This window comes from Legionella israelensis (genome assembly GCF_004571175.1).
GTDB classification, from domain to species: domain Bacteria; phylum Pseudomonadota; class Gammaproteobacteria; order Legionellales; family Legionellaceae; genus Legionella_D; species Legionella_D israelensis.
This window is the reverse complement of the sequence record NZ_CP038273.1, coordinates 95,961-120,935: the sequence shown is the minus strand read 5'-3', so window position 1 is coordinate 120,935 and position 24,975 is coordinate 95,961. Positions and strand designations below refer to the sequence as shown.

The following is a 24,975-nucleotide window of genomic DNA, read 5'->3' as shown; positions in this document are numbered from 1 at the left end:
TGTTCGGAAAACAGCCATATTTGGCTCCATCTTGCGTTACCCTAGCTTAAACTGCAATAGGGTGATTAAACCGCTCCAGCGTGAAGTCCACTCAAAATGATAAGGATCATGATTTTTCGTTCGTTTAAGCAAAACTCCATTTTCAACTTTAAACAAAGGTGCAGTTTCATTCAGTTGCTCTAAAGCCTTAGTATCTGGGAAGAGATTTAATTCAGGATAAAACTTAGGTGGTTTGCCTGTCATGGCCACTTCATACACACTGTCAGCAGATTGCTGCATGGCTTGTGTCAATATCAAACGCTGCATTTGTGCTTCTTCTGTAAAAAGATAACCATCGCCATAGGCTTTCCATGATAGGCCTTGTGCATTGATAACATTTAGTCCGAGTCGGTTATCTTCATCATGCATTAAATTAGCAATCAAGAGCTTTAAAACAGCAGGTAGATGAATATCTTTATCAATAGCCTGCCTCGGTGTACGCATGTGGCCGGAAGAAAAAGCATCGGTTAGAAAATGATTGGCAAAAGCATTCTGAGCATAAGCCAGCTCAAGCCATCGCTGTGCTTTATCTTCATGATTAGCCAGTCTTTCCCGGTATGCTTTCATTGCGGTTTCCAGAGCGATTTCATGACCAATTTTATAGGCAGCAGGAGCATCGGGATGGAAATGATCAAAATTGACCTGAGCAAGTTTTATGTATTGACCAAACGGAAGATAATCACTGATGAAACTGCCTCCACAGGTGAGGCGGTTTAAGGCTTTACTAATGTCCTGTGAGTGTTTTAAGTAAAATTCCGAAGCGGTTTGTCCTTTTTTTTCAGCCTCTTCGATGGCTTTATTCAGTTCACTTAAATACTTTTGGATAGACTTAACTTGTACTAGAGGATTTGAGCATTGCTCATTTCCTTTTTGTCCATTTACAGCAAGTGTATTGAATTGACGTAAAAAGCAGCTTTTTTTATCTTCAGGTTTACAACGTGCTATTGGATAATCTTCATCCCCAAAAATATCGCCGCCAAAAGTCACCAAGTCTCCATAACTGAGTTTTAAACCATTAGGCAGGTGAAGAAGAGGGTGTTCAGAGGGAATATCTTTATTAATAAAATGAAGTTGTACTTCATTGCCTATTTTTTGATGTTCCAGATTACCAAAGCCTGCTCCATGTTTTTCCAGAAGTTGGCTGATGAGAGTAGTATCTAATTGGCCAGGTTGATGAGCATAACTTGTTAGAGCTATTAGACATGGAAGCAATACGGCAAATATGATATTCTTTATCATAATATCTGTCCTTGGTTAAAATGAGTGTTATGAAGCATTTGAATCAATGATAGTACTCTATTTTTTATCATAAGTTTTTTAGCTGGTGTACTCTTTTTTTGAGATTTGATTTATGAAAAGACGGCGACGACCACGTCTTCCTGCAGATATTGTTCGTATAACCATTGATAATTTAAGCCATGATTGTCGAGGAATCGGGCGCGTCAATGGCAAAACCACCTTTATTCAGCAAGCACTCCCTGAAGAGGAAGTAGAGTTCAGCTATCAATCCATTCATAAAGATTTTGATGAGGGTAAACTGGTCAAACTGATTAAGTCCTCTGACGATAGAGTTGAGCCAGAGTGCCGTCATTTTAAGCAATGTGGCGGGTGTTCATTGCAACACGCGAATCATAAAATACAGATAAAAATCAAACAAAATATTTTACTGGATTTGCTCTCGCGCATGGCTCATATTCAGCCTGAGCAGACGCTTTCTCCTTTAACCAGCCATCCTTGGGGTTATCGTAATAAAGCGCGCCTGAGTGTCAGATATGTTGAAAAAAAACAATCCACACTCATTGGTTTCAGAGAACGCGATAATCCGCGTTTTATAGCGGAAATATCAGAGTGTCAAGTGCTTCATCAGAAAGTAGGTAAAAATATAACTCCGTTACGCCAACTCATTGATGAGCTTGAAGGCAAAAAAAACATAGCTCAGATTGAAGTTGCAGCAGGGGACAATGAAGTCGCTCTGATTTTCAGGCATTTGCAGCCGTTAAGTCCTGAAGATTTGGCTAAAATTAAACAATTTGCTGAAAACCATTCTTATAAAATCTTTTTACAACCTGGTAATGAAGAAAGTGTCCATTGTTTTTTTGCAGCAGACAATCGTCCTTTTCTTCATTATGCATTGCCTGAGTTTAATTTAACCTTGCAGTTTTATCCCACCGATTTTACCCAGGTGAATGCATCAGTGAATCGTTTAATGGTGCAACAGGCCATGGAATTAATGCAGCCCTCAGATGATGAGCAAATTCTCGATTTATTTTGTGGTTTGGGCAATTTTTCCCTGCCTTTAGCCCGACAATGCGCTAAAGTTATAGGTGTGGAAGGTAGTCAAAGCATGGTTGAGCGTGCTCGGATGAATGCCAAGAACAATGGGCTGGATAACACTGAATTCCATGTTGCCAATCTTGATGATCCAGAGCAAATTGAAAGAATATTTCAGTTTTCGTTCAATAAAATGTTAGTTGATCCACCACGTTCAGGTGCATTGGAATTGGTCAAAGCAATGAATAAGGCGAATCCACAAAGAATAGTTTATATCTCATGCAATCCTGTAACCCTGGCAAGAGACGCCGGTATTTTGGTTAATCAACAGGGATATCAGTTAAAGGCGGCAGGAGTTATGGACATGTTTCCACATACGGCACATGTTGAATCTATTGCTTTGTTTGTTAAAGAGTAGTCGTTATGGTGAAAGTCAAAGAAAGTGTTCCTCCTTTGTCAGACGGTCAGATTGATATTGAACAATGGATTCATCATTTAAGCAGCAAGGGATACCTTGAAGATCTGGATTTAATACGTCACGCCTGCACACTCAGTCAACTGGCAGGGCACGATCAAGCAACGGAAACTGGAGCCTCTTGCTTACAGCAAGGGCTGGCCATGGCTGATATATTAGCTGATCTGGAAGTGGATCAGGAAACTCTGGCTGCTGCAATTATTTTTGAGAGCGTTCATTATGCAGAATTGTCCATTGAAGATGTTGAAGAGCAATTAGGCGCAAATATTGCCCGTCTGGTCAAGGGTATAGAAAAAATGAACGCCATGGAAGGGTTTGACTCATTAAGCAAATACCCACAAAACAAGCATCAAATAGATAATATTCGTAAAATGTTGTTGGCCATGGTGGATGATGTTCGCGTTGTTCTCATTAAATTAGCAGAACGATTGTGTATTTTGCGTTCCTTATCCCCGCTCCCGCAAGCGATACAGCAACAAATAGCCACGGAAGTCATGGAAATTTATGCACCATTAGCCAATCGCCTTGGTATTGGAGCTATAAAATGGGAAATGGAAGATCTGGCTTTTCGTTTTTTGCAGCCTGAAAAATACAAGGAAATAGCTAAAGGTCTGAAAGCAAAACGCCTGGAGCGGGATCGTTTTGTAGATCGGATTGTCGAGGAACTGAATCAGCACATTCAGTCGATGGGTGTGAAGCATTTTGCCGTGTATGGGCGCTCAAAGCATATTCACAGCATTTATAAAAAGATGATGCGTAAAAATGTATCGCTTGAGGAAATTTATGATGCTACAGCTGTTCGTATTTTGATGGAAACAAAAGAACAATGTTATGAAGTTCTTGGCATGGTGCATGCTTTGTGGTCGCAGATTCCTGCTGAATTCGATGATTATATCGTCAATCCCAAGGAAAACGGTTATCAATCTCTGCATACGGCCGTTACAGCTCCAAATGGGCGAGTCTTTGAAGTGCAAATCCGCACTTTTAAGATGCATGACCAGGCTGAGATGGGTGTGGCTGCTCATTGGAAATATAAAGAAGGCGTGAAGCAGAAAAAGGAAAGTCATGAGCGCAAGATAGAATGGTTGCGCGATGTGCTTGCCTGGCACCAGGAAATGGCCGCTAATAAGGGCGTGCCCCAGGCCATTGAAACAGAATTTCTTGAAGATCGAGTATATGTATTTACACCGAACGGGGATGTTCTTGATTTGCCTAATGGCGTTACACCGCTAGATTTTGCCTATCACGTCCACAGTCAAGTAGGCCACCGATGTCGGGGTGCCAAAGTCAATGGCCATATTGTTCCCCTGACTTATGAGTTAAAAACAGGCGATAAGGTCGAAATATTAACCGGTAAAGAATCCAAACCTTCACGGGATTGGATTAATCCTCATTTAAATTATTTAAAAACATCAAGAGCAAAAGCTAAGGTTCTGCATTGGTTCAAAATGCAGGATTATGACAAGAACCGAGCAGAAGGCCATGAATTGCTTGATAAAGAACTTAAAACACTTGGACTTAAATCGGATAACTTACATGAAGTTGCCTTCTCGTTTAATTTCAAAAAGACAGAAGATCTTTATGCTGCTTTGGGACGAGGAGATATTAAGTTAAGCCAGGTGATTAACAGGCTTACTCCTCCGGAAACAACTGAAGATGCTGTTGCAAAAATTGTTAAACCACATGCCAAGCCAGAAGCAGCTTCAGGAAGTGATTTGCATATTGAAGGCGTAGGCAATTTATTAACCTATATGGCCCGATGTTGCCAACCTGTGCCCGGTGATGATGTCATTGGCTATATTACTGTAGGACGTGGCGTTTCCATTCATAGAAAAGATTGTCCAAACATTTTGCATGCCAGTGAAAAGCAAAAACAACGCTTTCTCCATGTGAACTGGGGTAGCAGGCCCCGCGAGCATTATGTAGTGGATGTGTTGATTAAAGCCTTTGACCGCCCCGGATTACTTCGTGATATCACTTCTTTACTGTCTAATGAAAAAGCGCATGTTTATTCTTTACAAACGAGGAGCAACAAACAAGACAACAGTGCCAATATTACCCTGACGGTTGAAATTGATGGTATAAACAGCTTATCTCGCCTGCTGACAAAATTAAGTCAGGTGCCCAACGTCTTAGAGGCCAGAAGACAGGTATAACAATCATAATTTTCGTTTAACCTCCATATATCAGGGTAAACGTATCTAATAGCGCAATATAAAATCAATATGCCTATATTTTTTAAACCTGAGCGAGAGGGTAAAACGACTAAAACTCAGGATAATTTGGCAGATCTCAAAACCAGTTTGCTAAATCACTCATGTTACGCACTAAACCTTGCTGCTCCCTGAAATTTAATTAAAATTTCATCCCTGATTTTTAGGGAGGAAGATTTAATGGATATGCTTGATATTTATACTGACTATTTAATTTGCCAGAATAAATATGCCACAGCTACAGGTTTATCGGAGATGTTGGATGGTGAATTTGCGCACGACAAGGTGACACGATTTTTACGACTACAAGATTTTGGTTCCAAAGCGCTCTGGAATTATGTCAAGAAGTCAGTCAGGGAGAGTGAAGCATCAGACGGTGTTCTTTTATTGGATGACTCGATTGAGGAGAAGTCTTATACCGATGAGAATGAAATTAATTGTTGGCATTATTCCCATGCTAAAGGTGATGTGGTCAAAGGGATTAATATCCTGACCTGCATGGTTCGGTATGGTGACTTCAGTGTTCCTGTTGGTTATGAAGTTATCAAAAAAGACGTTGCTTTTTGTGACATTGAAACAAGGCAAGCTCGCAGAAAGTCATCCACGACTAAAAATGAACTTTTTCGCAAGCTTATCGCACAAGCGGTTAGTAATCATGTGTTGTTTGACTTTGTACTTGCGGACAATTGGTTTGGCTCGAAGGCCAATATGGCTTACATCCATAATGACCTTCAAAAATCGTTTATTATTGGGATTAAATCTAATCGAACCTTAGCTTTATCCAAAAACGACGCCAACAACGGACGGTACACAAAAGTCAGAGAATTAGAGCTTGAAGAGGACATAGCCCACACAGTCTATCTCAAGGGATTAGACTTCCCAGTGAGGCTTTTGAAGAAAATTTTCAAAAACGAAAATGGTTCTACAGGTGTTCTCTATCTCGTTTCTAATGACATGACCAGTAGTGCCGAACGTCTTTATGAAGTGTACCAGAAACGGTGGCGGATTGAAGAGTATCACAAGTCAATTAAACAAAATGCAAGCCTGAACAAATCTCCAACCCGCACGGTTAAAACACAATCCAATCATATCTTTGCCGCAATCATTGCATACTGCAAACTGGAAATGATGAAAATAAAGACAAAATTGAATCACTTTGCCATCAAGTACAAATTAATACTCAGGGCTAACCAAATTGCCATGCAGGAGTTAAAAAATATGGCTCGTTAAAGTCAATTGTGCGTAACATGAGTAAATCATAGTATTTGATGTTCGAAGCGTTTTATCTTTTTGTCATTTACAGGATACGTTTTTTCATAAGGGGTATAGATAAGCCTGAGTTAATAGCTGAATGTGGCTTTTTCCGAGGGCTTCCAATCTCGCTCTTCGTCTTTAAAAATCAATAAGAAACTCTCATTGTCTTCCTGACATGAATCATTAAATTTTTCGATGATCTGTTCTTCATATTGTTTTTCAGCATCAAACCGTTTCCTGAACCAGGACAGGTAAAAACCATTTAATATTTCTTCATCGACCACATGAATAATAAAATCACCACTGTTTCTGCAATAATTATCGAAGAGTTTATTTAATATTAAATTGCCAATTCCTTTGCCCTGAGCATTTTCGTTGACTTCTATCCAGCGCAGGTGGAGATTATTGTTTTCATCATAATTATATTTGGCCCATCCAAGGGTTTTATTTTCCTGCGTTATCGTAAGAATAAAATCATCAGAATAGTTTTTTGATAACTTAAATTGAATGGCGTCAATTTTCATGTTTTAAAAAATAAAAACAGCCACTACTGCCCGTTCATTTAGCAATACATTATAAGTCCGGCAGGCAGCTCCAATAGACATGCATTCGATGCCAATTCGTTGCTTAGACAATTGACTTATGAGTTTTGCGGATAAAAAATGTCCAGGTTGGCTGTGGCCAATAATAATAACTTCCGGACTAAATTCAATGAGCCTGTTGATAAAATTTTCATCGATCTCTTGAATAGATTGAAGGGACAATTCACTGAGAATGGCATCCTGAGAAACTATAAGGCTTTTCTGATAAGTGATCGCATTAATTTTAATTTCATTTTCTGAGTAGGCTTCTACTGCATGATTTTCACGTTTTTCCAGATGAAGATGCATAGCGTTTCATGGTTCATTCATTTATAATCTCTTTATTATATCACAATGAGGTTGTAAAATGAGTCAGTTTTCCCGCATTAACCGACTTCCCCCTTATGTTTTCAATACATTAAATCAGTTAAAATCAGAAGCGAGGGCACGCGGTGAAGATATTATTGACTTCGGTATGGGTAATCCAGATCAACCGACACCACCACATATTGTGGATAAACTGATAGAAGCCGCCCAACGTCCGGACACCCATCGTTATTCCATGTCAAAAGGGATCCCGCGATTAAGAAAAGCTATGGCCTCCTGGTATGAGAGGCATTATAGTGTCAGCCTTGACAGCGAAACTGAAATTGTAGCTACTATCGGCTCCAAAGAGGGGCTAGCACATCTGGCGCTTGCTATTTCAGAGCCGGGAGATACTGTCATTGTTCCTGATCCAGCTTATCCTATTCATACTTATGGTTTTATAATTGCAGGAGCCAATGTCAAACAGATTCCATTAATTGATGAGACCCAGTTTTTACAGGCAATAGATGAGGCCATTAATAGTTTATGGCCAAAACCGAAAGCAATCGTATTGAACTTTCCGGCCAATCCCAGTACACACTGTGTGGATATCCAGTTTTTTGAACAGGTTATTGCTTTGGCAAAACGACATAATATCTGGATTATCCATGATCTGGCTTACGCAGATATCGTCTTTGATGGATATAAAGCACCTTCCATTTTACAGGTTCCCGGTGCGATAGATATTGCTATTGAAACCTATTCAATGTCCAAATCATATAATATGCCAGGCTGGCGAGTGGGATTTGCCTGCGGGAATAAGGACCTGGTGGCCGCTTTAACCCGAATTAAATCCTATCTGGATTATGGAACTTTCACTCCCATTCAGGTTGCTGCTATCGCTGCGCTGGAAGGATCTGATGATTGTGTTCATGATATTAGAAAATTATATGAAAAACGACGGAATGTATTGTGCGAAGGTTTGCAGGAATTAGGCTGGTTTGTGGAAAAACCAAAGGCCACGATGTTTGTATGGGCGCCGATTCCTGAAATGTATCAATACATGGGTTCATTGGAGTTCTGTAAGTATTTGCTCAAAGAAGCCGAAATCGCTGTATCACCAGGCATAGGTTTCGGACAGCAGGGAGATGGCTATGTACGATTTGGATTAATTGAAAACATTCAGCGTACAAGACAGGCCTTAAGAAATTTAAAAGCTTTATTCAGACGTGATGGGTTGTTAAAAGCTGTTTAATATGGATGTTATTATTGATTCAAGAATAAAGGCTGTACCGGCTTCTACATTGGAGCTGACAGGCCAGAAGCTGGTTTATTTGAATCTATTGCAAAGCCTGGGATATGCAAGTCATCAATTGCCCCTTGCCTCTCTGCTTAGCCAATTACACGATCTTGAGGGAGACTGGTTGATTCTTTCTCCAATTCATTGGCAGGCCACTCATAATGATGCCATGATCATGGCGCACGGTGACACCTTATCTTTAAGTGAAGATGAGTCCAGAACCTGGTTTAAGGAGTTGTCGGCTTATCTTGAAAAGGATCAATTTGAATTAGTCTACCATAATGCCGAGATATGGCTGATTCGAAAGAAATCCATGCTCCCCATTCAGGCAAAATCGGTGTATCAGATGTTTCATCGTTCAATGATGCCTGAGTTAAGTGCTCTGGATGATACATTGTTCTGGCAACAATTTCTGACCGAAACACAAATGTTTCTAAGTTCTCATGATTTGAATCAAGCCCGTATACAAGAACAAAAACCTGTCCTCAATGGTGTTTGGGTCTGGGGAGCCGGTCATTTGGCTTTAAGCGAGGCGGTCATATGCACAGTACAATCTTTTGAAAAAATAGCTAGAATCTGTTCGACAAACGTTCATATATATTCTCCTCAAGTCTCCTTGAGAGATATAAATATTTTACTCCTTAGTGATTTAAGCGATCTCTCATCACAGCATAAAGAAAAACTTACCCAATCCTCAATAAGATGGTTCTGGAATGATTTCAGTTATCTCAGCAAAAAACGCCGTTGGTGGCATCAATTAAGGAGAAAATTAAGACATGCGGATTAAACAACGTTCTTTGATGGTTGAATTATCTCATCTGTCGGCGCTTCCTCCAGTGTTACAACGTATTTATGCATGCAGAGGGATTAAGGATACATCACAATTGAATATTCCGTTAAAGGCTATGCTTTCCTTTGATGCTTTAAAAGACATTGGCAAGGCTTGCCAGCGTTTAGAGCAAGCCTTGCGAGAGCAGCAAAGGATTCTCATTGTAGGAGATTTTGATGCAGATGGAGCCACCTCGACGGCCCTGGCCATAACGGCTCTAAGAGCTATGGGAGCCGAACAAGTGGAGTATCTTGTCCCTAATCGCTTTGCGTTCGGCTACGGATTGACTCCGGCTATTGTAGAGGTTGCCAGTCGTTGGCAACCTCATTTAATTATTACTGTTGATAATGGAATTGCCAGTTTTGAAGGGGTTGAAGCGGCTAATGCAAAAGGAATAGATGTTTTAATTACCGACCATCACCTGCCTGCAGAACATTTGCCCGATGCTTATGCCATCATTAACCCCAACCAAAAAGATTGTGCATTTCCCAGCAAATCTATTGCAGGCGTAGGTGTTATATTTTATGTAATGAGCGCTTTGAGAAGACATTTGTCAAATATTGGCTGGTTTGAGGAAAAACAGATGCTACAGCCTAACATGGCGGAATTTCTTGATTTAGTTGCTCTTGGCACTATTGCAGATGTGGTTGGACTTGATAGGAACAACCGAATTTTAGTTCAGCATGGCTTATTAAGAATAAGGCAGGGTAAATGTCGAGCAGGTATTAAAGCCTTGATTGAAATTGCCGGGCGTGATGTAGAAAGAATAAGAGAATCTGATTTGGGATTTGCCATAGCACCAAGGCTAAATGCTGCTGGACGACTGGATGACATGTCGCTTGGCATAGAATGTCTTATCAGTGATAAGGAAGAAGAGGCAAAGGAATATGCATGCCAGCTTAACGAGCTAAACCTTGAGCGACGTCAAATTGAATCCGAGATGAAAGAACAGGCGATAGCGGCATTGGATAAACTGTCCTTGAAAGACACAAATCTTCCTGTGGCTTTATGTTTATTGGATAAAAGCTGGCACCAAGGCGTGATTGGTATTTTAGCAGGTCGGCTTAAAGAACGTTTCCATCGCCCGGTCATTGTATTTGCTCAGGTTAGTGAAAATGAATTAAAAGGCTCAGCACGCTCTGTGGCTGGGTTAAATATCAGAGATATTCTGGCTATCCTTGATAAGGATTATCCTGGCTTGGTCACTAAATTTGGCGGACATGCTATGGCTGCCGGGCTAAGTTTGCCGAGTGATCATTTTAATCAGTTCAGAGATTACTTTATTAAAGAAGTCAGCCTTCATCTTGATCCTTCACAATGTGAAGGAGAAATACTGACGGACGGTTCATTGCACATAGAAGAGTTTAATTTAGAAACAGCGAGGCTTATTGAAGAGGCAGGACCATGGGGCCAACAATTTCCATCCCCTGTGTTTGATAATCATTTTGAAGTGTTAGAACAACGACTAGTCGGGCAGAATCATTTGAAAATGACACTTTTACCCCAAAATAGTACGCAGACGATTGACGCAATTGCTTTTAATGTCGATTTGAATACCTGGCCTAATCATCGTGTAAAAGCCATTCACGCTGCTTTTCAGTTAGATATCAATGCTTACCAGGGAAGAGAAAAGCTGCAACTGCTGATTGAAACCATGAACATCGTGTAAGAGGCATAATGCAGGCCGCTACCTGTGATATAATATGAACTTATATCTATACGCCAAAATTTTAAAACCTTGATTTACCTTTAACTCGCCAAGTTATGAAAAATGATGCTTTAAAGTCAACCCTGTCAATTGCACCGATGATTGACTGGTCATATTCACATTTTCGCCGGTTTATGAGAATACTGGCTCCATCTTCTTTAATTTATACGGAAATGCAAACCACAGGTGCCATTGAACATAATCCAAAGCGAACACTTTACTTTAATTCTTTGGAGCAGCCATTGGCTTTGCAGCTTGGAGGATCAGATAAAGGACAACTGGCTGATTGTGCAGTAAAAGCAGAATTACAAGGGTATTGTGAAGTTAATCTGAACCTTGGTTGTCCAAGTGACAAAGTGCAGGCTGGTCGCTTTGGCGCTTGTCTGATGTCTGAGCCGAAACTGGTTGCTGATTGTATTAAGGCGATGAAAAAAAGTGTAAATATTACTGTATCAGCCAAAACACGAATTGGTATTGATCATCAGGACAGCTATTCATTTTTCCGGTATTTCATTGAGCAGCTGATAGAAGCAGGCAGTGATAAAATTATCGTTCATGCGCGCAAAGCCTGGCTAAAAGGATTAAGCCCCAAACAGAATCGTTCCATCCCTCCCATAAATTATGACTATGTTTACCGTATTAAGCAGGAATATCCCCATATACCGATCGTTATTAATGGTAACATTTTAAATTCTGAAGACATTAAAGCCCATCTTAATAAGGTAGATGGCGTCATGCTTGGACGACTTGCCTGTCAGAATCCCTTTGCCATTGCCAGAATCCATGATGAATTAACGGAAAAACAGAAAGACCTTAGACGAACAGATTTGATTAGAACATATTTTGATTATATTCAACAGGAGTTTGAACAGGGGGAAAGGCTCACTTTGCTACTGAAACCTATATTTAATTTTGCCCATGGACTTGCAAGCGCCAGCCAGTGGAAAAAACTATTAACAGATATGATTCAGCAAAAACAATTGAGAGCTAAGGAGGCTATTAAACTGTTGTTTAAGCTTGAGGAAGAAGCAAATACCACTGAGATTTCTATTTAAACAATAATAAACTATAATTAAGTGGAGTTTAAACCTCTGAATACTTTATCTGAATTTCTCGGTTGTTTCTCGGTTTCATGGTATTTTTAATCAATTTCTAGTACATTAACAGCTTTTATTTAAAAGATTGCCAAGAGGATAATCCAAGCTATGCTGAACACGCTTATGAAAAAAATGTTTGGAAGTCGTAATGAACGTACTTTACGGCGAATGGATAAAATTGTATCCGCGATTAATGCCTTTGAATCCGAGATGAAAACTTTGAGTGATGCTGAGCTTAAAGCTAAAACGGAACACTTCAGGTCTCGTTATGCCGAAGGGGAAACGCTCGATGAAATGTTAGCTGAAGCTTTTGCTACGGTCAGAGAAGCCTCCGTCAGAACACTTGGGTTACGGCATTTTGATGTCCAATTGATTGGCGGAATTGTATTGCATGAAGGAAATATCGCAGAAATGCGCACCGGTGAAGGTAAAACGCTTGTAGCCACTCTGCCTGCCTATTTAAATGCCATCAGCGGCGATGGCGTGCATATTGTCACGGTGAATGATTATCTTGCGAAGCGTGACAGCGAGTGGATGAAACCTATCTATGAATTTTTAGGCCTCAGTGTAAGCGTCATTTATCCAGACATGCCCCAGGATGAAAAACAAAAAGCCTATAAAGCCGATATTCTGTATGGTACCAACAATGAATTTGGCTTTGATTATCTTCGCGACAATATGGCGTTCAGTCTGGAAGAAAAAGTACAGCGTCGGCTAAATTTTGCTGTTGTCGATGAAGTGGACTCTATTTTAATAGATGAAGCACGTACTCCTCTTATCATATCTGGTACGGCAGAAAGTGGCTCTGAATATTATATTAAAGTCAATAAATTGATTCCTCATTTGCACCAACAGATAAAAGAGGGTGATGGTGGACATTACACCGTTGATGAGAAACAAAAACAGGCTCATTTAACGGAAGAGGGCCATCAAAAAATTGAAGAATTATTGGTAAAAGAAAACCTGTTGGCTCCAGGAGAAAGTTTGTATCATGCGAGCAATATTATGCTGATGCATCATGTGAATGCTGCACTTAAAGCGCATGCCATGTTCCATCGTGATGTTGATTATATTGTAAAAGATAATCAGGTGGTGATCGTAGATGAGCACACAGGTCGGACCATGCCGGGACGGCGCTGGTCAGAGGGTTTGCATCAGGCCGTTGAAGCCAAAGAAGGTGTTCCAATTCAAAAAGAGAATCAGACTCTGGCTTCTATAACTTTCCAGAACTTTTTCAGGCTGTATAATAAACTGGCCGGTATGACTGGTACTGCTGACACGGAAGCTTATGAATTCCAGCAAATTTATAATCTGGATGTGGTAGTGATTCCAACCAATAAACCCATGATTCGTAAAGATGAGCCGGATCTGGTTTATTTAACTATTCAGGATAAATATCAGGCCATCATTGAAGATGTAAAAGATTGCATTAAAAGAAAACAGCCTGTGTTGGTCGGAACAGCCTCTATTGAAGCTTCGGAATTGTTGAGCCAGCTGTTAAAGAAAGCTGGTATCAAACATCAGGTGCTCAATGCCAAATTTCATGAAAAGGAAGCTCATGTTATTGCCGAAGCCGGCCGTCCTGGGGCTGTAACGATTGCAACGAATATGGCAGGTCGAGGAACCGACATTGTATTAGGAGGCAGTTTTGAGGCTGAATTGGCTCAACTCCCTGATACAGCCACAGAAACGGATAAACAAGCTATTCGTGAGAGCTGGCTAAAACGGCATGACGAGGTGATTGCAGCGGGTGGGTTAAGAATTATCGGTTCAGAACGACATGAATCACGACGTATTGATAATCAGTTACGCGGCCGCTCCGGTCGACAGGGTGACCCGGGAAGCAGTCGCTTTTATTTATCTCTTGATGATAATCTGATGCGTATTTTTGCATCCGAGCGCGTAGCATCCATGATGAAGCGTCTTGGGATGAAACCTGGTGAGCCTATTGAACATAATTTAGTGACTCGTGCTATTGAAAATGCACAAAGAAAACTGGAAGGTCATCACTTTGATGTGCGGAAACAATTACTTGATTATGATAATGTAGCTAATGATCAACGTATGGTTATTTATACGCAACGTGCTTCTGTTATGTCCATGGATGACCCGCAAGAGTATATCGAAGAAATGCGTGAAGAAGTTATTAATCATCTGGTAGATACCTATATTCCCCCTAACAGTCTTGAGGAACAGTGGGATGTAGAGGTATTAACAAGGGTGTTGGCCGATGAGTTTCATTTAAATGCCCCTGTTAAAAACTGGGTAGAAGAAGATCACAGCATTCAGCCGGATGAAATAAAAGACAAAATTCTTACCTTATGCATTGAACAATATAAAGCCAAGGAAAAGAGCGTTGGCCGTCAGATTATGGCACAGTTTGAAAAATCTGTGATCTTGCAGACTTTAGATAATCAGTGGCGGGAACATCTCGCCTCCATGGATCATCTTCGTCAGGGAATACATCTACGAGGGTATGCACAAAAAGATCCAAAGCAGGAATATAAGCGCGAAGCGTTTACTTTATTCACCATGATGCTTGATAACATGAAGTACGATGTGATTCGGCTGCTTTCTTCAGTTGAAATACAAACACAAGAAGACGTGAATGAAGTTGAAGAACAACGTCGAGCCGATCAAATCCAAAATATGCAATTTGCACATATAGATGAGAATGAATTACAACAGGAAGAACAACAAACTTTTAAACGATCTGAAAAAAAGATAGGTCGCAATGAACCCTGTCCTTGTGGCTCAGGCAGGAAATATAAGGTTTGTCACGGTCGCTTGGCATGAAAGTAGCTGTTGGTGTTATCTTCAATAAAAATAAGGAAATATTAATTACCCGACGTCCACTTGAGGCCTCTCATGGTGGATATTGGGAATTCCCGGGCGGTAAATTGATGCAGAACGAAGAAGCTGACTCAGCACTGCTGCGGGAAATAAAAGAAGAAATAGGAATAATTATTTCTGATTATTGCTTTTTAACAGAGGTTTTTCATCAATACGATGATAAATTGGTCCATTTACTAGTTTATAAAATAACCGCATTTACGGGTAAACCTCAATGCCTCGAAGGACAATTGGCCATGCGGTGGGTTTCTCTGTCAGAGCTAAAATCACTAAAATTTCCTGAAGCTAACCATAAAATTATTTCTCTTATTGATTTGAAGTAAGTGCTCAGCCTTGCTTAGGAAACGTCCATATTTAGTCCTACTTGCCAGAAAACTCCACTAAAAAGCATTAGTGCTCCCGTCAACACAGGGGATTGAGATATGGAACGCCAGTTTTACAACTGACAGATTGCAATTTCCATATCAATAGAGCAATGTTTTGCTTCCTTTAAAGATAATAATTCATAAAGTCTAATTGTTAAGCCATGATGGCCAACTTGTAGTTTGGGGACAAGTTTTAGACTTTTATCAATTTGCAACTGAATTAAATGACATGGGATTTTAGGAGACAGACTATATTGATAATAGCCATTTAATGCTCTGATGGTTGAGTAGAAAGTAGTGGCTCTTAATAAAGATAAATATATGTTTACTGTTTCTTCTAAATCAGTGAGTAACTCGAGCCAGGCCATAAACTCAGTTTGTCTTTTTTTAGGGTCAAGATCCAGCCACATAATAAGTTGAGGTGAGCTGAATTCACATTCTTTTGAGTTTGGCTGTTGGATATGTCGCACCGACTTTAAAAAATGTTGCTTATTGATTTCTTCTCCAAAAGGGCCTGCCACATGATTAAGCAGATAGATTTGATCGGATAAATGTTCAAGCAAGTTGTTGTTTATTGAAGTATTCGATTTGCTGATAACGTACTCAAAACGCATAAACTCTTTAAGAAAGCGGCTTTTTAATTCAGGTTTTTCGACGATTTCAGTGATTTCAACAAGATTTTTTAAGGCATAGCGATGTATTGCTTCATGAGATTCTTCACAGGCCTGTTTTATGGTGCTCAACAAACATTCTATACGAAGAGCTATCCTTGATAAAAAATGTGTTGCTAACTGAAATGTAATTGTTTTCGTTTGCATAAATGTATGCTTTCCATAGCCCGGGGCTTTTTAACGTCGTTAATTTCATTAATAACACTACCATAGGGAAAACAGGAGGGCAACTTTCATTTTGATGTAATTTATTTTCTTCCCGTGAGAGAAGAGTATCTTAGTCACAAATATTAAACTTGATGAAACATCTGGAAGGTAGGGGATAGTTAGTTGATATAATGTTGATATTTACGGTTCAACTCATCAATACGTTGTTTTAAGGTGCTTAAATTACCGTCATTACATATCACATCGTCCGCGATAGACAGCCGCTTTTTCAAATCAGGTTGATGATTTATGGTGGCCATAGCCTCTTCCTTTGAACATTGGTCACGTTGCATGATTCTTTCAATTTGTAGTGATTCTGGGGCAGTGACTAACAGAACCCGATCGATATAAGGATAATCCTCACGCTTAAAATACAAGGGTATTTCAATGATAATATAGTCGTTTTGTGTTGAGATGATTTCTTTCTGAATATGTTGACGAATTAAGGGATGCAGCAGATTTTCCAACCACTTTTTTTCTTCAGGTTGAGAAAAAATAATTTCTCTTAATTTTTTTCGATCAAGCTCACCATCCTTTTTTACAATATCTTCATTAAAATGCTTAATGATTTCATGATAGGCAGCAGTTCCTTTTTCTGTTAATTTCCTAGCTATAGAATCTGCATTGATAATTTTTGCACCGTATTTTTTAAACTCTTCAGAAACGGTTGATTTACCTGTAGCTATATTACCGGTTAACCCTATACACAACACTTTCAGATCCTTTTATTTAAATTTTCGCAAGTAATTAAGTTAATATAGCAACTATCAGGATAGTCGCTATTATCCTTACAATAAGCTTGAGCAGCAAGGGCTGCATCATATTTTCGTTTGTAAATGTTGCTTGTAAAAGGATTGGCATAAAAGTCCAGTGCCATGCATTGCCACATGGGTCTTGTCGTTAGTCCGTTAATAAAAGCTTCACAGTTTTCAACGGCCGCTTTACAGGATGAAGGTTTGTCACTCATTTTTTTACAGGCATCATAAGCTTTATTAATGGCTGTTCTCCTGTACGCACTTTGGGCTGCCCAGTGTTTCTGTTCAGCATCCGAAACCACACATCTCCAGTAGTCATTCTCGCCATGCAAAACGACAACGGCAAATGCTGGTCGCACCAAAAGTAAGGCAAATACTGCAATACGTATGAATGGATGCATATAGGCTCCTTTTAGTCATTTTATCCCAACCAAGCAGGTTATATTTCGCTGCTTTTTTTCTCCTGAATTAAATCCATGAATTGATCAATCGCCATGGCTTTGGCAAATAACCAGCCCTGAATAAGATATACCTCATGGGCGGTTAAATATTCCAGTTGTTTTTCTGTTTCCACACCTTCAGCAATAATAGTAAGCTCAAGTTTACTTGCCATTTGTATAATAGCTTCAGTTAATGTTTCTGTAATAGCTCCTGAACCTATTGATTGAACATATATTTTATCAATTTTAAGATAATTAAAAGGAAAATGCTGTAAATAACTGATACTCGCATGTCCGGTACCATAATCATCCACTGCAAGAGAAAATCCTTTTGTTTTAAGCAGACGGATTTTATGGTTTATTTGTTCGTCATTTAAATTAAGCAAGGATCGCTCCGTTAACTCAAGTAAAATTTGTTTCGGATTAATATTATGTTCCTCACACAGCCGCAGTAAGTCATCACTAAATTTACTATCTGTAAAATGATGTTTGGATAAGTTAAAACCAAGATGAAAATAGCTATGGTGGTGGAGAAATGATTTACACTTGATAAAGGCCTGATGAATAAGAAATAAAGTGATGGGTACAATTAATCCCGAAGTTTCAGCTTCATCGATATAGATATCTGGATGTATAATTTCACCGCTGTCTGTACGCCACCTCAGCAAGACCTCAGCTCCAATATATTTTGTAGCTTTGGTGTTATATATTCCCTGATAAACCGGGAAAAACTGTTTATTTTTTAAGGCATACTGCAGCGTACCTTTTAAGGAAAAACGATGCGACAAGTGCCTGTGTATTTGCAGATAAAATAAAAAGGAAATTAAAATAACAAGGAGAGCAAATAACAATTCAATAAACCATAGTTTTTTTAACACAAGTCCTTGGTTGGATTGAATTAAAACGAGATTGTCATCAATACTTTGCAGTTTATCAGTGGCTATATGGGGTTGATTTTTCTGATCCAGGATCATTCTGGAATATTTGTCTGGAGAAATTGATTTTTTTTGGTGGCCATCAAAAACCAGAAGTGTCTTGTTGTTTTTCAAATCATATAAGATAACCTGGCCAACATAGCTTGAAGGAGGTTTTAACTGATTTTCTAAAACACTTTTAAGCAAATATATACCAATATAAGCATCACCTATTTTTTTTTGCAGAATAAAATAGGGTTTATTGATGAGTGTATTATAAAAAGGACCTAATAATACGGATTGTTTGTTACTTTTTATGGAATGTGTCTCAAAGTGCCCGACAGTGGAGCATATCATTTGCTGTTTGTTATTGGCTAAAAATAGTCCTGAAATATATGGATTATCGAAAGAAATTTTCTGCATTTCTGCCAACAAGTCTTCAGGGCAGGTGTTATCGATTTTATGAAGCGGAAGGAAAATGATTTCTCGAAACAAATCATACATAAAATCATCTATATTCAAGCGAATTTCTTTTGCCGTAATTTTTAAGTCATCAGTCTGTTTATGATGATAATAGTGCCAGGCCAACAACAGAATCACCACGAGCGCAATTATTGTTATTAAAAGCCATAACCATTTTAAAGCCTGGTGTACTCGTGTTTTTTTACGATAAAGCTGTTGGTTTAGCATCAATTTTATTTTGAATAAACTGCATTTATAGAGTTTAGTGTGATTTCAGCTAAATTACTAATTGTGGCTTCATCTATATTTAGCGGTGGCAACCAGTAAAGGGTATTTCCCAAGGGCCTTAGAAAAGCACCTCGTTCAAGTGCTTCCGCATATACCTGATAACCGACACGAGAATTTGCAGTAGCCTGCAAGTCTGCAGCTATTATTCCACCAATGTGGCGAATGTTAGTCAGTTTGCCACTGACAACGGCAATATCATGAAAAAAATTTGCCATGGCTTTTTCCAGTTGCTGAGCCTGCTCTAATATCTTTTCCTCTTCTATAACTTTAAGTGTTGCTAATGCCGCGCTTGCTCCCAAAGGATTGCCGCTATAGGTATGGGAATGAAGAAATGATTTTCCTTTCTCATAATCATCATAAAATACCTCGAAAATAGAATGATTGATCATCACGCAACTAAATGGTATCGAACCGGAAGTTAAGCCTTTTGATAAGCAAATCATATCTGGAATAATATCAGCATGATGGCTGGCTAGCCATTTACCGGTTCTTCCACAACCTGTCATGATTTCATCAGCAATGAGTAAAATATTTTTTGATTTGGCCCATTGACTTAATCGAGTTAAAAAGTCAGGACTATAGAGTTTCATTCCACCGGCGCCCTGAACCACAGGCTCTACAATAATTGCACAGACATTTTCTGAAATGGTATCGAGATAAGATTCACATTGTTTCCAACAGTGTTCGCTATCAGACCATAAAGGATCATCACGGTTAGAAAGATAAGGAAGAAAATCGATAAAATGGCAGTGAACACCAAAATCTTTATATGGATCTTTATATATTCCCAAATCGCTGACAGCCAATGTGGCCAGTGTTTCACCATGATATGAATTGGCAAGAGCAATAAACTCTCTTTTATGAGGTAAGCCTTTAATCATATTTACATGCAACGCTAATTTCATGGCAATTTCAACCGCCGTCGAACCGTCACTAGCAAAGAAAACATGTTGTAGTTTGCTTATTTTTGTCAGGTATTCAGCCAATTCAACCAGGATTGGATGCGTCGTATTGGCTCCGATAACATGTTCAAAGGAAGATAATTGTTTTTTTATTGCTTCAATGACGGCCGGGTGCTGATGGCCTAAAGATTTGCACCACCAGCTGGAATTAGCATCAATCAAGGGCCCTTTGTCTGTATAAAGAAAACTTCCCTTTGCCATATTCACAATAAGGGGCGGTACCGTTTCAAAATCTTTCATTTGCGAGCAAGGATGCCAGATATGGTGTAAATCACGTTGAATTAAAGTTCTGTTTACCATTTTAAAAATTTTGGTTGACAAGAAGTGAGGTGACTCTATCATGATCTCCAATCATAATAAAAGGGGAAAATATGACTGAATCTGTTCAATGGACCTTTGATAAGGTTGCAATGATTTATCAACAGCCATTTAATGACTTGCTATATCAGGCTCATCTCGCTCATCGAGAGCATCAACCGAGCAATCAGTTGCAATTAGCAACACTGTTAAGTATTAAAACAGGCGCTTGTCCTGAAGACTGTGGATATTGCTCGCAAAGCGGGCATTACGCCACCCATGTGGAAAAGGAAAAACTGATGTCTGTCGAAGCCGTGCTTGCCAAAGCCAAAGAGGCAAAAGAAGGAGGGGCCAGACGGTTTTGTATGGGGGCTGCATGGCGCACGCCACCTAAAAAAGCCATGTCAGAATTGAAAGCCATGATCAAAGGTGTTAAAGCGCTGGGAATGGAAACGTGCATGACATTGGGAATGCTTGATGAAGAACAGGCATCGGAACTGAAAGAAGCCGGGCTCGATTTCTATAATCATAATATTGATACTTCTCCGTCTTATTATGACAAAATTGTCAGCACGCGTAAATTCAGCGAACGGATTGAAACGCTTCAACATGTAAGGGATGCAGGAATTCATGTCTGTTGTGGCGGTATTTTAGGGCTGGGAGAAACTCGTGAAGATCGCATTGAATTTTTATTGACTCTGGTTAATTTGCCACTGCCTCCGGAAAGTATACCTATTAACCGATTGATTCCTGTTGAAGGAACCCCTCTTGCCAAAGCTCAGCCCGTTGAAGGCATTGAATTGGTGAGAACAATTGCTACTGCACGTATTCTTATGCCTCAAAGTGTCATAAGACTGACGGCCGGACGAACGGAAATGAGCGATGAGCTTCAGGCTTTAAGCTATTTTGCCGGCGCCAACTCCGTATTTATTGGTGAGAAATTACTGACAGAAGAAAATCCGGAGCGAATTAAGGATAAAGAACTCTTTAACAAACTCGGGTTGTTGGCAACTGCGCAATGATATGGAAAAAAAAATTGCCTCGGAAATACGAAAAATTAAGGAATCAGGTCATTATCGCTCAAGGAAAGCCGGTATTTCTGAATCCGATGTTCTGGTTAATTTTTCCAGCAACGACTATCTGTCATTAAGCCATGACCCCCGCGTATCTAGCGCTTATCAAAAGGGCTATCAACTTTATGCAAGCGGTAGTGGGGGTTCCATGTTGCTCAATGGCTATCAGAGAATACATCAATCAACCGAGACATCATTTGCCCAGTTTCTTGCTGTGGATGACGCTATATTGTTGAGTTCAGGCTATACGGCTAATCTTGCCATTATGGCTTTATTAAAACATCTAGGAGTTTATTGCCTGATCGATAAGGGGCTTCATGCTTCTTTTTATGATGGATTGAAACTTTATAGGCCGGAATTTGCTCGTTATAGACATAACGACATGAAAGATTTTTTACAGAAAATTAAATGTAGTCCCAAAAGCAGCATAACCATTACTGAGGGTATTTTCAGCATGAGCGGCCAGCAACCGCATTTAAGCGAGATGGCAAAAATCAGTCCTATGGAAAAAGGGCAATTGATTGTCGATGAGGCGCATTCTATAGGTGTTCTTGGTGAAGGGGGAAGAGGGGCTGTTAATTTACATGGATTATCTCAAAAATCCGTGCCTTTAAGAGTGATTCCTCTAGGAAAGGCTTTTGCCTCGCAGGGTGCTGTTATTGCTGGTCAACGTTTATGGATTGAGGCTCTTGTTCAAGTTGCACGCTCTTATATTTATTCCACTGGCATCAGTCCTGCGATAGCCTATGGCTTGCAACACACATTGGATATTTTGCAAAAATCTGAACATCGCAGAGAAAAATTAAGGTATTTAATCCATTTTTTCCGTCAGCAAATTAAAGAATCCTCCTTGCAATGGACCGATTCCATATCACCAATCCAGCAACTAAAGTTAGGCTGCGCACATAAAGCTTTGTGCTTTTCGGAGACTTTGAAAAAAGAAGGTGTGTTTTGTCTGCCCGTTCGTCCTCCCACGGTTCATAAGCGAGATACGGGCTTAAGAATTATTTTAAATTACCATCATCGAGTTGAAGATATTGGTTTATTATTTAAAACCTTACACAGGATAGAACATGACTATTCGTTTTAATAGACAGGGCCGTGGAAGAACCCTCGTTTTCTTCCATGGTTGGGGGTTTGACAGTCGCATCTGGCACACGTTATTACCAGAACTTACCGCTGATTTTGAGGTTTATTGTGTCGATTTACCAGGTTTTGGTGGCACGCCCTTGATGAATTGGTTGACCTTTAAAGAAGAATTGCTGGATATTCTTCCTCAAACATTTGTACTGCTTGGATGGTCACTTGGTGGCCTTTATGCTACACGTTTATCGATAGAAGCCCCACAACGGATATCCGTTCTTATTAATGTTGCAGCGACACCTCGATTCATTAAGGATAAGCAATGGCCAGGCATTGAAAAAAATATACTGGATAATTTTTACCAAGCCCTTTGTTCCAATCCATCTCATACCTTACAGGAGTTTATAAAATTGCAGAATAGAGGGTTAAGTTTGTTTGATTATTCACTGGATGTACCTGATAAAAACAGTTTAAAAAAAGGATTAAATGTTTTAAGTGAATGGGATTTGCGTGAAAAGTTAATGCATTTTACAAAGCCTGTTTGTTTCATGTTTGGGCGTCTCGATGCCATTGTACCTGTGAAAACCATGTGCACCATGAAGAAGAATTATCCTTATTTTCATTATATTGTATTTAAAAAATCAGCACATATGCCTTTTATTTCCCATCAGAATGAATTTCTTGAATCATTGAGGACTTTTATTATATGAAACGGTATTTTATCACCGGTACCGATACCGATTGTGGCAAGACCTATGCTACTTGCGAATTACTCAAATATCTTGCTTTAAAATCTTTTAAGGTGGAAGCCATTAAGCCGGTTGCCAGCGGTTGTGTTTCTTATGAAGGTAAACTGGTCAGTCCTGACAGTCTGGCGATTCGTGAGTATTCTCAACTTCATCTCGAACAAATTAATCCCTGGGCTTATGAAATGCCGGTATCACCGCATATTGCCGCGTCAGCGGTTGGTGATACTTTATCGGTAAATGCCATTGTGGATTACTGTTTTAATTCTTGTTGGAATTATCTGGATTACTTATTGATTGAAGGGGCAGGCGGGGTACTTGTTCCTCTGAATGAACATCAGACCTGGCTGGATATGTTGAAATTGAGTCAGCTTCCTGTCATTTTAGTGGTTGGTATTCAGCTAGGTTGCATCAATCATGCATTACTTACTGAGTCTGTATTAATGAATCATCATATCCCTTGCGCAGGATGGATTGCCAATTATGCCGGTAATAGTCTAAATCTTACAGCCAGCGAACAAACCATCGAGACTTTACTCAATCATTTAAAAATGCCTTATTTGGGTTTTATTCCCTATAAAAGCGAGATGATCATTGTTAATCCGGCTATTCTTTGATTGTTCAAAGGTGAGGACTTGGATATAATTAGCTGCTATTTTGAGTTTTTAAATGAATAACTCATGTTATGCAGCATGGTATTTTTTTTCGGACTTATTTTGAAATTTCAAAACGCAGTTTAACAATGAAGTAAATGAGCCTTGAAATTACAAAATAAGTCTGAAGATGTAAAAAAGAGGAAGCTATAACATGAGCAAATAATTACGGGGTTTCAGATGCCGATTTATGAATACCAATGTACAAGTTGTCATCATCAATTTGAACTAATGCAAAAAGTGAGTGATCCTCCTGCGAAACAGTGTCCAGTTTGTTATGAAAATCATGTGATCCGATTAGTTTCACCGACCGGGTTTCAACTGAAAGGCAGTGGCTGGTATGTGACTGATTTTAAGAACAAAGGCAAGCCTGAAAGCAAAGCACAGGAGAACAAAAAAGAAGAGAAAGGTAAATCAGAAGAAACCAGTAAGAAGGACATGAAAACGACAGAAAGCAACAAGACTGCAAAGAATAAAGGTGAAAAAGATTGAAATCCAAATCCCTAAGAAGTTACTTATTTGCTGGACTAATTGTATGGTTGCCGATATTAGTCACTTATGTGGTGCTTCGTTTTATTATAGACTTGCTGGATCAAACCATAGCCTTATTGCCTGCTGCCTATCAGCCTGAGCAACTGTTTGGAATGCATCTTCCTGGCTTTGGCGTTTTGCTTTCACTGCTTTTACTGATGATTACAGGCATTGTAGCTACCAATATTTTAGGACAGCGGTTAGTGGCTTGGGGAGAGGCGCTGTTATCTCGGATTCCTCTTGTGCGTTCCATATATAATTCTGCAAAGCAGGTGATAAGTACGCTTTTTGCTTCCGACAGTCAAGCTTTTCGCAAAGTTATTTTGATAGAATATCCACGAAAAGGACTTTGGAGCCTCGCATTTCAAACCGGAGTAGCTCTTAGGGAAGTCAAAGAAAAAGAATCCATACAGGAGATGATTTCTGTTTTTGTTCCGACAACCCCCAATCCTACATCGGGGTTTATCATGATGATACCGCAGCATGAAGCGATTGAGCTATCTATGAGTGTTGATGAAGCATTGAAATTTATTATTTCTCTGGGAGTCATGCAACCGAATTCTCTTGCATCTCTCAAAAACAAAAAAACAGTAAACAATTAA

Annotated in this window: 23 protein-coding genes; 15 read left to right on the top strand and 8 right to left on the bottom strand. The window is 39.5% G+C overall.

Translation table 11 applies throughout. The features are described from left to right. Positions 1-36: 36 nt before the first annotated feature. Positions 37-1,278 (bottom strand): hypothetical protein, encoded by a 1,242-nt coding sequence (locus E4T55_RS00525; protein WP_058501967.1) that lies wholly within the window; start codon positions 1,276-1,278, stop codon positions 37-39. A gap of 112 nt (positions 1,279-1,390) precedes the next feature. Here E4T55_RS00525 and rlmD point away from each other — a divergent pair, with 112 nt between their 5' ends. From rlmD to E4T55_RS00510, 3 genes are all read left to right on the top strand, one after another. Further along, positions 1,391-2,728, top strand: coding sequence for a 23S rRNA (uracil(1939)-C(5))-methyltransferase RlmD (gene rlmD / locus E4T55_RS00520; RefSeq protein ID WP_058501966.1), 1,338 nt, complete (start codon positions 1,391-1,393; stop codon positions 2,726-2,728). Positions 2,729-2,733: 5 nt separating this feature from the next. Continuing rightward, entirely contained in the window at positions 2,734-4,941 is a 2,208-nt protein-coding gene (relA, locus tag E4T55_RS00515) for a GTP diphosphokinase (RefSeq protein ID WP_058501965.1), read from the top strand. A 237-nt stretch (positions 4,942-5,178) separates the two neighbouring features. Then, positions 5,179-6,228, top strand: a complete 1,050-nt coding sequence (locus tag E4T55_RS00510; RefSeq protein WP_115325221.1) for an IS701 family transposase — start codon at positions 5,179-5,181, stop codon at positions 6,226-6,228. Between the two features lie 110 nt (positions 6,229-6,338). On the opposite strand, the gene E4T55_RS00505 is transcribed toward E4T55_RS00510, so the two are convergent. Together E4T55_RS00505 and E4T55_RS00500 are read right to left on the bottom strand one after the other, a co-directional pair. Beyond that, positions 6,339-6,776: a GNAT family N-acetyltransferase gene (locus tag E4T55_RS00505; protein ID WP_058501933.1), complete on the bottom strand. Its 438-nt coding sequence runs from the start codon at positions 6,774-6,776 to the stop codon at positions 6,339-6,341. Positions 6,777-6,779: 3 nt separating this feature from the next. Further along, positions 6,780-7,142, bottom strand: coding sequence for an Mth938-like domain-containing protein (locus E4T55_RS00500; protein ID WP_058501932.1), 363 nt, complete (start codon positions 7,140-7,142; stop codon positions 6,780-6,782). A gap of 58 nt (positions 7,143-7,200) precedes the next feature. Here E4T55_RS00500 and alaC point away from each other — a divergent pair, with 58 nt between their 5' ends. The 6 genes from alaC to mutT all read left to right on the top strand — a co-directional run bounded on the left by alaC (position 7,201) and on the right by mutT (position 15,249). Then, positions 7,201-8,394, top strand: coding sequence for an alanine transaminase (alaC, locus tag E4T55_RS00495; protein ID WP_058501931.1), 1,194 nt, complete (start codon positions 7,201-7,203; stop codon positions 8,392-8,394). A gap of 1 nt (position 8,395) precedes the next feature. Next, on the top strand, positions 8,396-9,226 hold the full coding sequence (locus E4T55_RS00490; protein ID WP_058501930.1) for a hypothetical protein: 831 nt from the start codon (positions 8,396-8,398) through the stop codon (positions 9,224-9,226). Then, a complete protein-coding gene (gene recJ, locus E4T55_RS00485; protein WP_058501929.1) occupies positions 9,216-10,937 on the top strand; it encodes a single-stranded-DNA-specific exonuclease RecJ in 1,722 nt (573 codons plus the stop codon). Before E4T55_RS00490 ends, recJ begins: the two co-directional genes overlap by 11 nt. Before the next feature lie 95 nt (positions 10,938-11,032). Next, positions 11,033-12,031, top strand: coding sequence for a tRNA dihydrouridine(20/20a) synthase DusA (dusA, locus tag E4T55_RS00480; protein WP_082636532.1), 999 nt, complete (start codon positions 11,033-11,035; stop codon positions 12,029-12,031). A gap of 150 nt (positions 12,032-12,181) precedes the next feature. Then, a complete protein-coding gene (gene secA, locus E4T55_RS00475; protein WP_058501928.1) occupies positions 12,182-14,869 on the top strand; it encodes a preprotein translocase subunit SecA in 2,688 nt (895 codons plus the stop codon). Next, complete coding sequence (mutT, locus tag E4T55_RS00470; RefSeq protein ID WP_058501927.1) at positions 14,866-15,249, top strand: 8-oxo-dGTP diphosphatase MutT; 384 nt, start codon at positions 14,866-14,868, stop codon at positions 15,247-15,249. The genes secA and mutT overlap by 4 nt, the downstream gene beginning before the upstream one ends. Before the next feature lie 113 nt (positions 15,250-15,362). On the opposite strand, the gene zapD is transcribed toward mutT, so the two are convergent. The 5 genes from zapD to bioA form a co-directional block, all read right to left on the bottom strand. Beyond that, the gene (gene zapD / locus E4T55_RS00465; RefSeq protein ID WP_058501926.1) at positions 15,363-16,109 is read right to left on the bottom strand and encodes a cell division protein ZapD; all 747 of its coding nucleotides are present in this window, start codon (positions 16,107-16,109) and stop codon (positions 15,363-15,365) included. Positions 16,110-16,288: 179 nt separating this feature from the next. Further along, complete coding sequence (gene coaE / locus E4T55_RS00460) at positions 16,289-16,882, bottom strand: dephospho-CoA kinase (protein WP_058501925.1); 594 nt, start codon at positions 16,880-16,882, stop codon at positions 16,289-16,291. Between the two features lie 2 nt (positions 16,883-16,884). After that, complete coding sequence (locus E4T55_RS00455; RefSeq protein ID WP_058501924.1) at positions 16,885-17,325, bottom strand: hypothetical protein; 441 nt, start codon at positions 17,323-17,325, stop codon at positions 16,885-16,887. A 38-nt stretch (positions 17,326-17,363) separates the two neighbouring features. After that, a complete protein-coding gene (locus E4T55_RS00450) occupies positions 17,364-18,968 on the bottom strand; it encodes an EAL domain-containing protein (RefSeq protein ID WP_058501923.1) in 1,605 nt (534 codons plus the stop codon). A 5-nt stretch (positions 18,969-18,973) separates the two neighbouring features. Next, positions 18,974-20,290 carry an adenosylmethionine--8-amino-7-oxononanoate transaminase gene (bioA, locus tag E4T55_RS00445; protein WP_058501957.1) on the bottom strand — a complete coding sequence of 439 codons (1,317 nt, stop codon included), beginning with the start codon at positions 20,288-20,290 and terminating at the stop codon, positions 18,974-18,976. 71 nt (positions 20,291-20,361) lie between these two features. Here bioA and bioB point away from each other — a divergent pair, with 71 nt between their 5' ends. The 6 genes from bioB to E4T55_RS00415 all read left to right on the top strand — a co-directional run bounded on the left by bioB (position 20,362) and on the right by E4T55_RS00415 (position 24,975). Then, positions 20,362-21,309 carry a biotin synthase BioB gene (gene bioB, locus E4T55_RS00440; protein WP_058501922.1) on the top strand — a complete coding sequence of 316 codons (948 nt, stop codon included), beginning with the start codon at positions 20,362-20,364 and terminating at the stop codon, positions 21,307-21,309. Between the two features lies 1 nt (position 21,310). Continuing rightward, on the top strand, positions 21,311-22,450 hold the full coding sequence (locus tag E4T55_RS00435) for an aminotransferase class I/II-fold pyridoxal phosphate-dependent enzyme (RefSeq protein WP_058501921.1): 1,140 nt from the start codon (positions 21,311-21,313) through the stop codon (positions 22,448-22,450). Then, positions 22,434-23,153, top strand: a complete 720-nt coding sequence (locus tag E4T55_RS00430) for an alpha/beta fold hydrolase (RefSeq protein ID WP_058501920.1) — start codon at positions 22,434-22,436, stop codon at positions 23,151-23,153. The genes E4T55_RS00435 and E4T55_RS00430 overlap by 17 nt, the downstream gene beginning before the upstream one ends. Further along, positions 23,150-23,806 carry a dethiobiotin synthase gene (gene bioD / locus E4T55_RS00425; protein ID WP_058501919.1) on the top strand — a complete coding sequence of 219 codons (657 nt, stop codon included), beginning with the start codon at positions 23,150-23,152 and terminating at the stop codon, positions 23,804-23,806. The genes E4T55_RS00430 and bioD overlap by 4 nt, the downstream gene beginning before the upstream one ends. Positions 23,807-24,022: 216 nt before the next feature. Further along, a complete protein-coding gene (locus tag E4T55_RS00420) occupies positions 24,023-24,334 on the top strand; it encodes an FmdB family zinc ribbon protein (protein WP_058501918.1) in 312 nt (103 codons plus the stop codon). Next, on the top strand, positions 24,331-24,975 hold the full coding sequence (locus E4T55_RS00415) for a DUF502 domain-containing protein (RefSeq protein ID WP_058501917.1): 645 nt from the start codon (positions 24,331-24,333) through the stop codon (positions 24,973-24,975). Before E4T55_RS00420 ends, E4T55_RS00415 begins: the two co-directional genes overlap by 4 nt.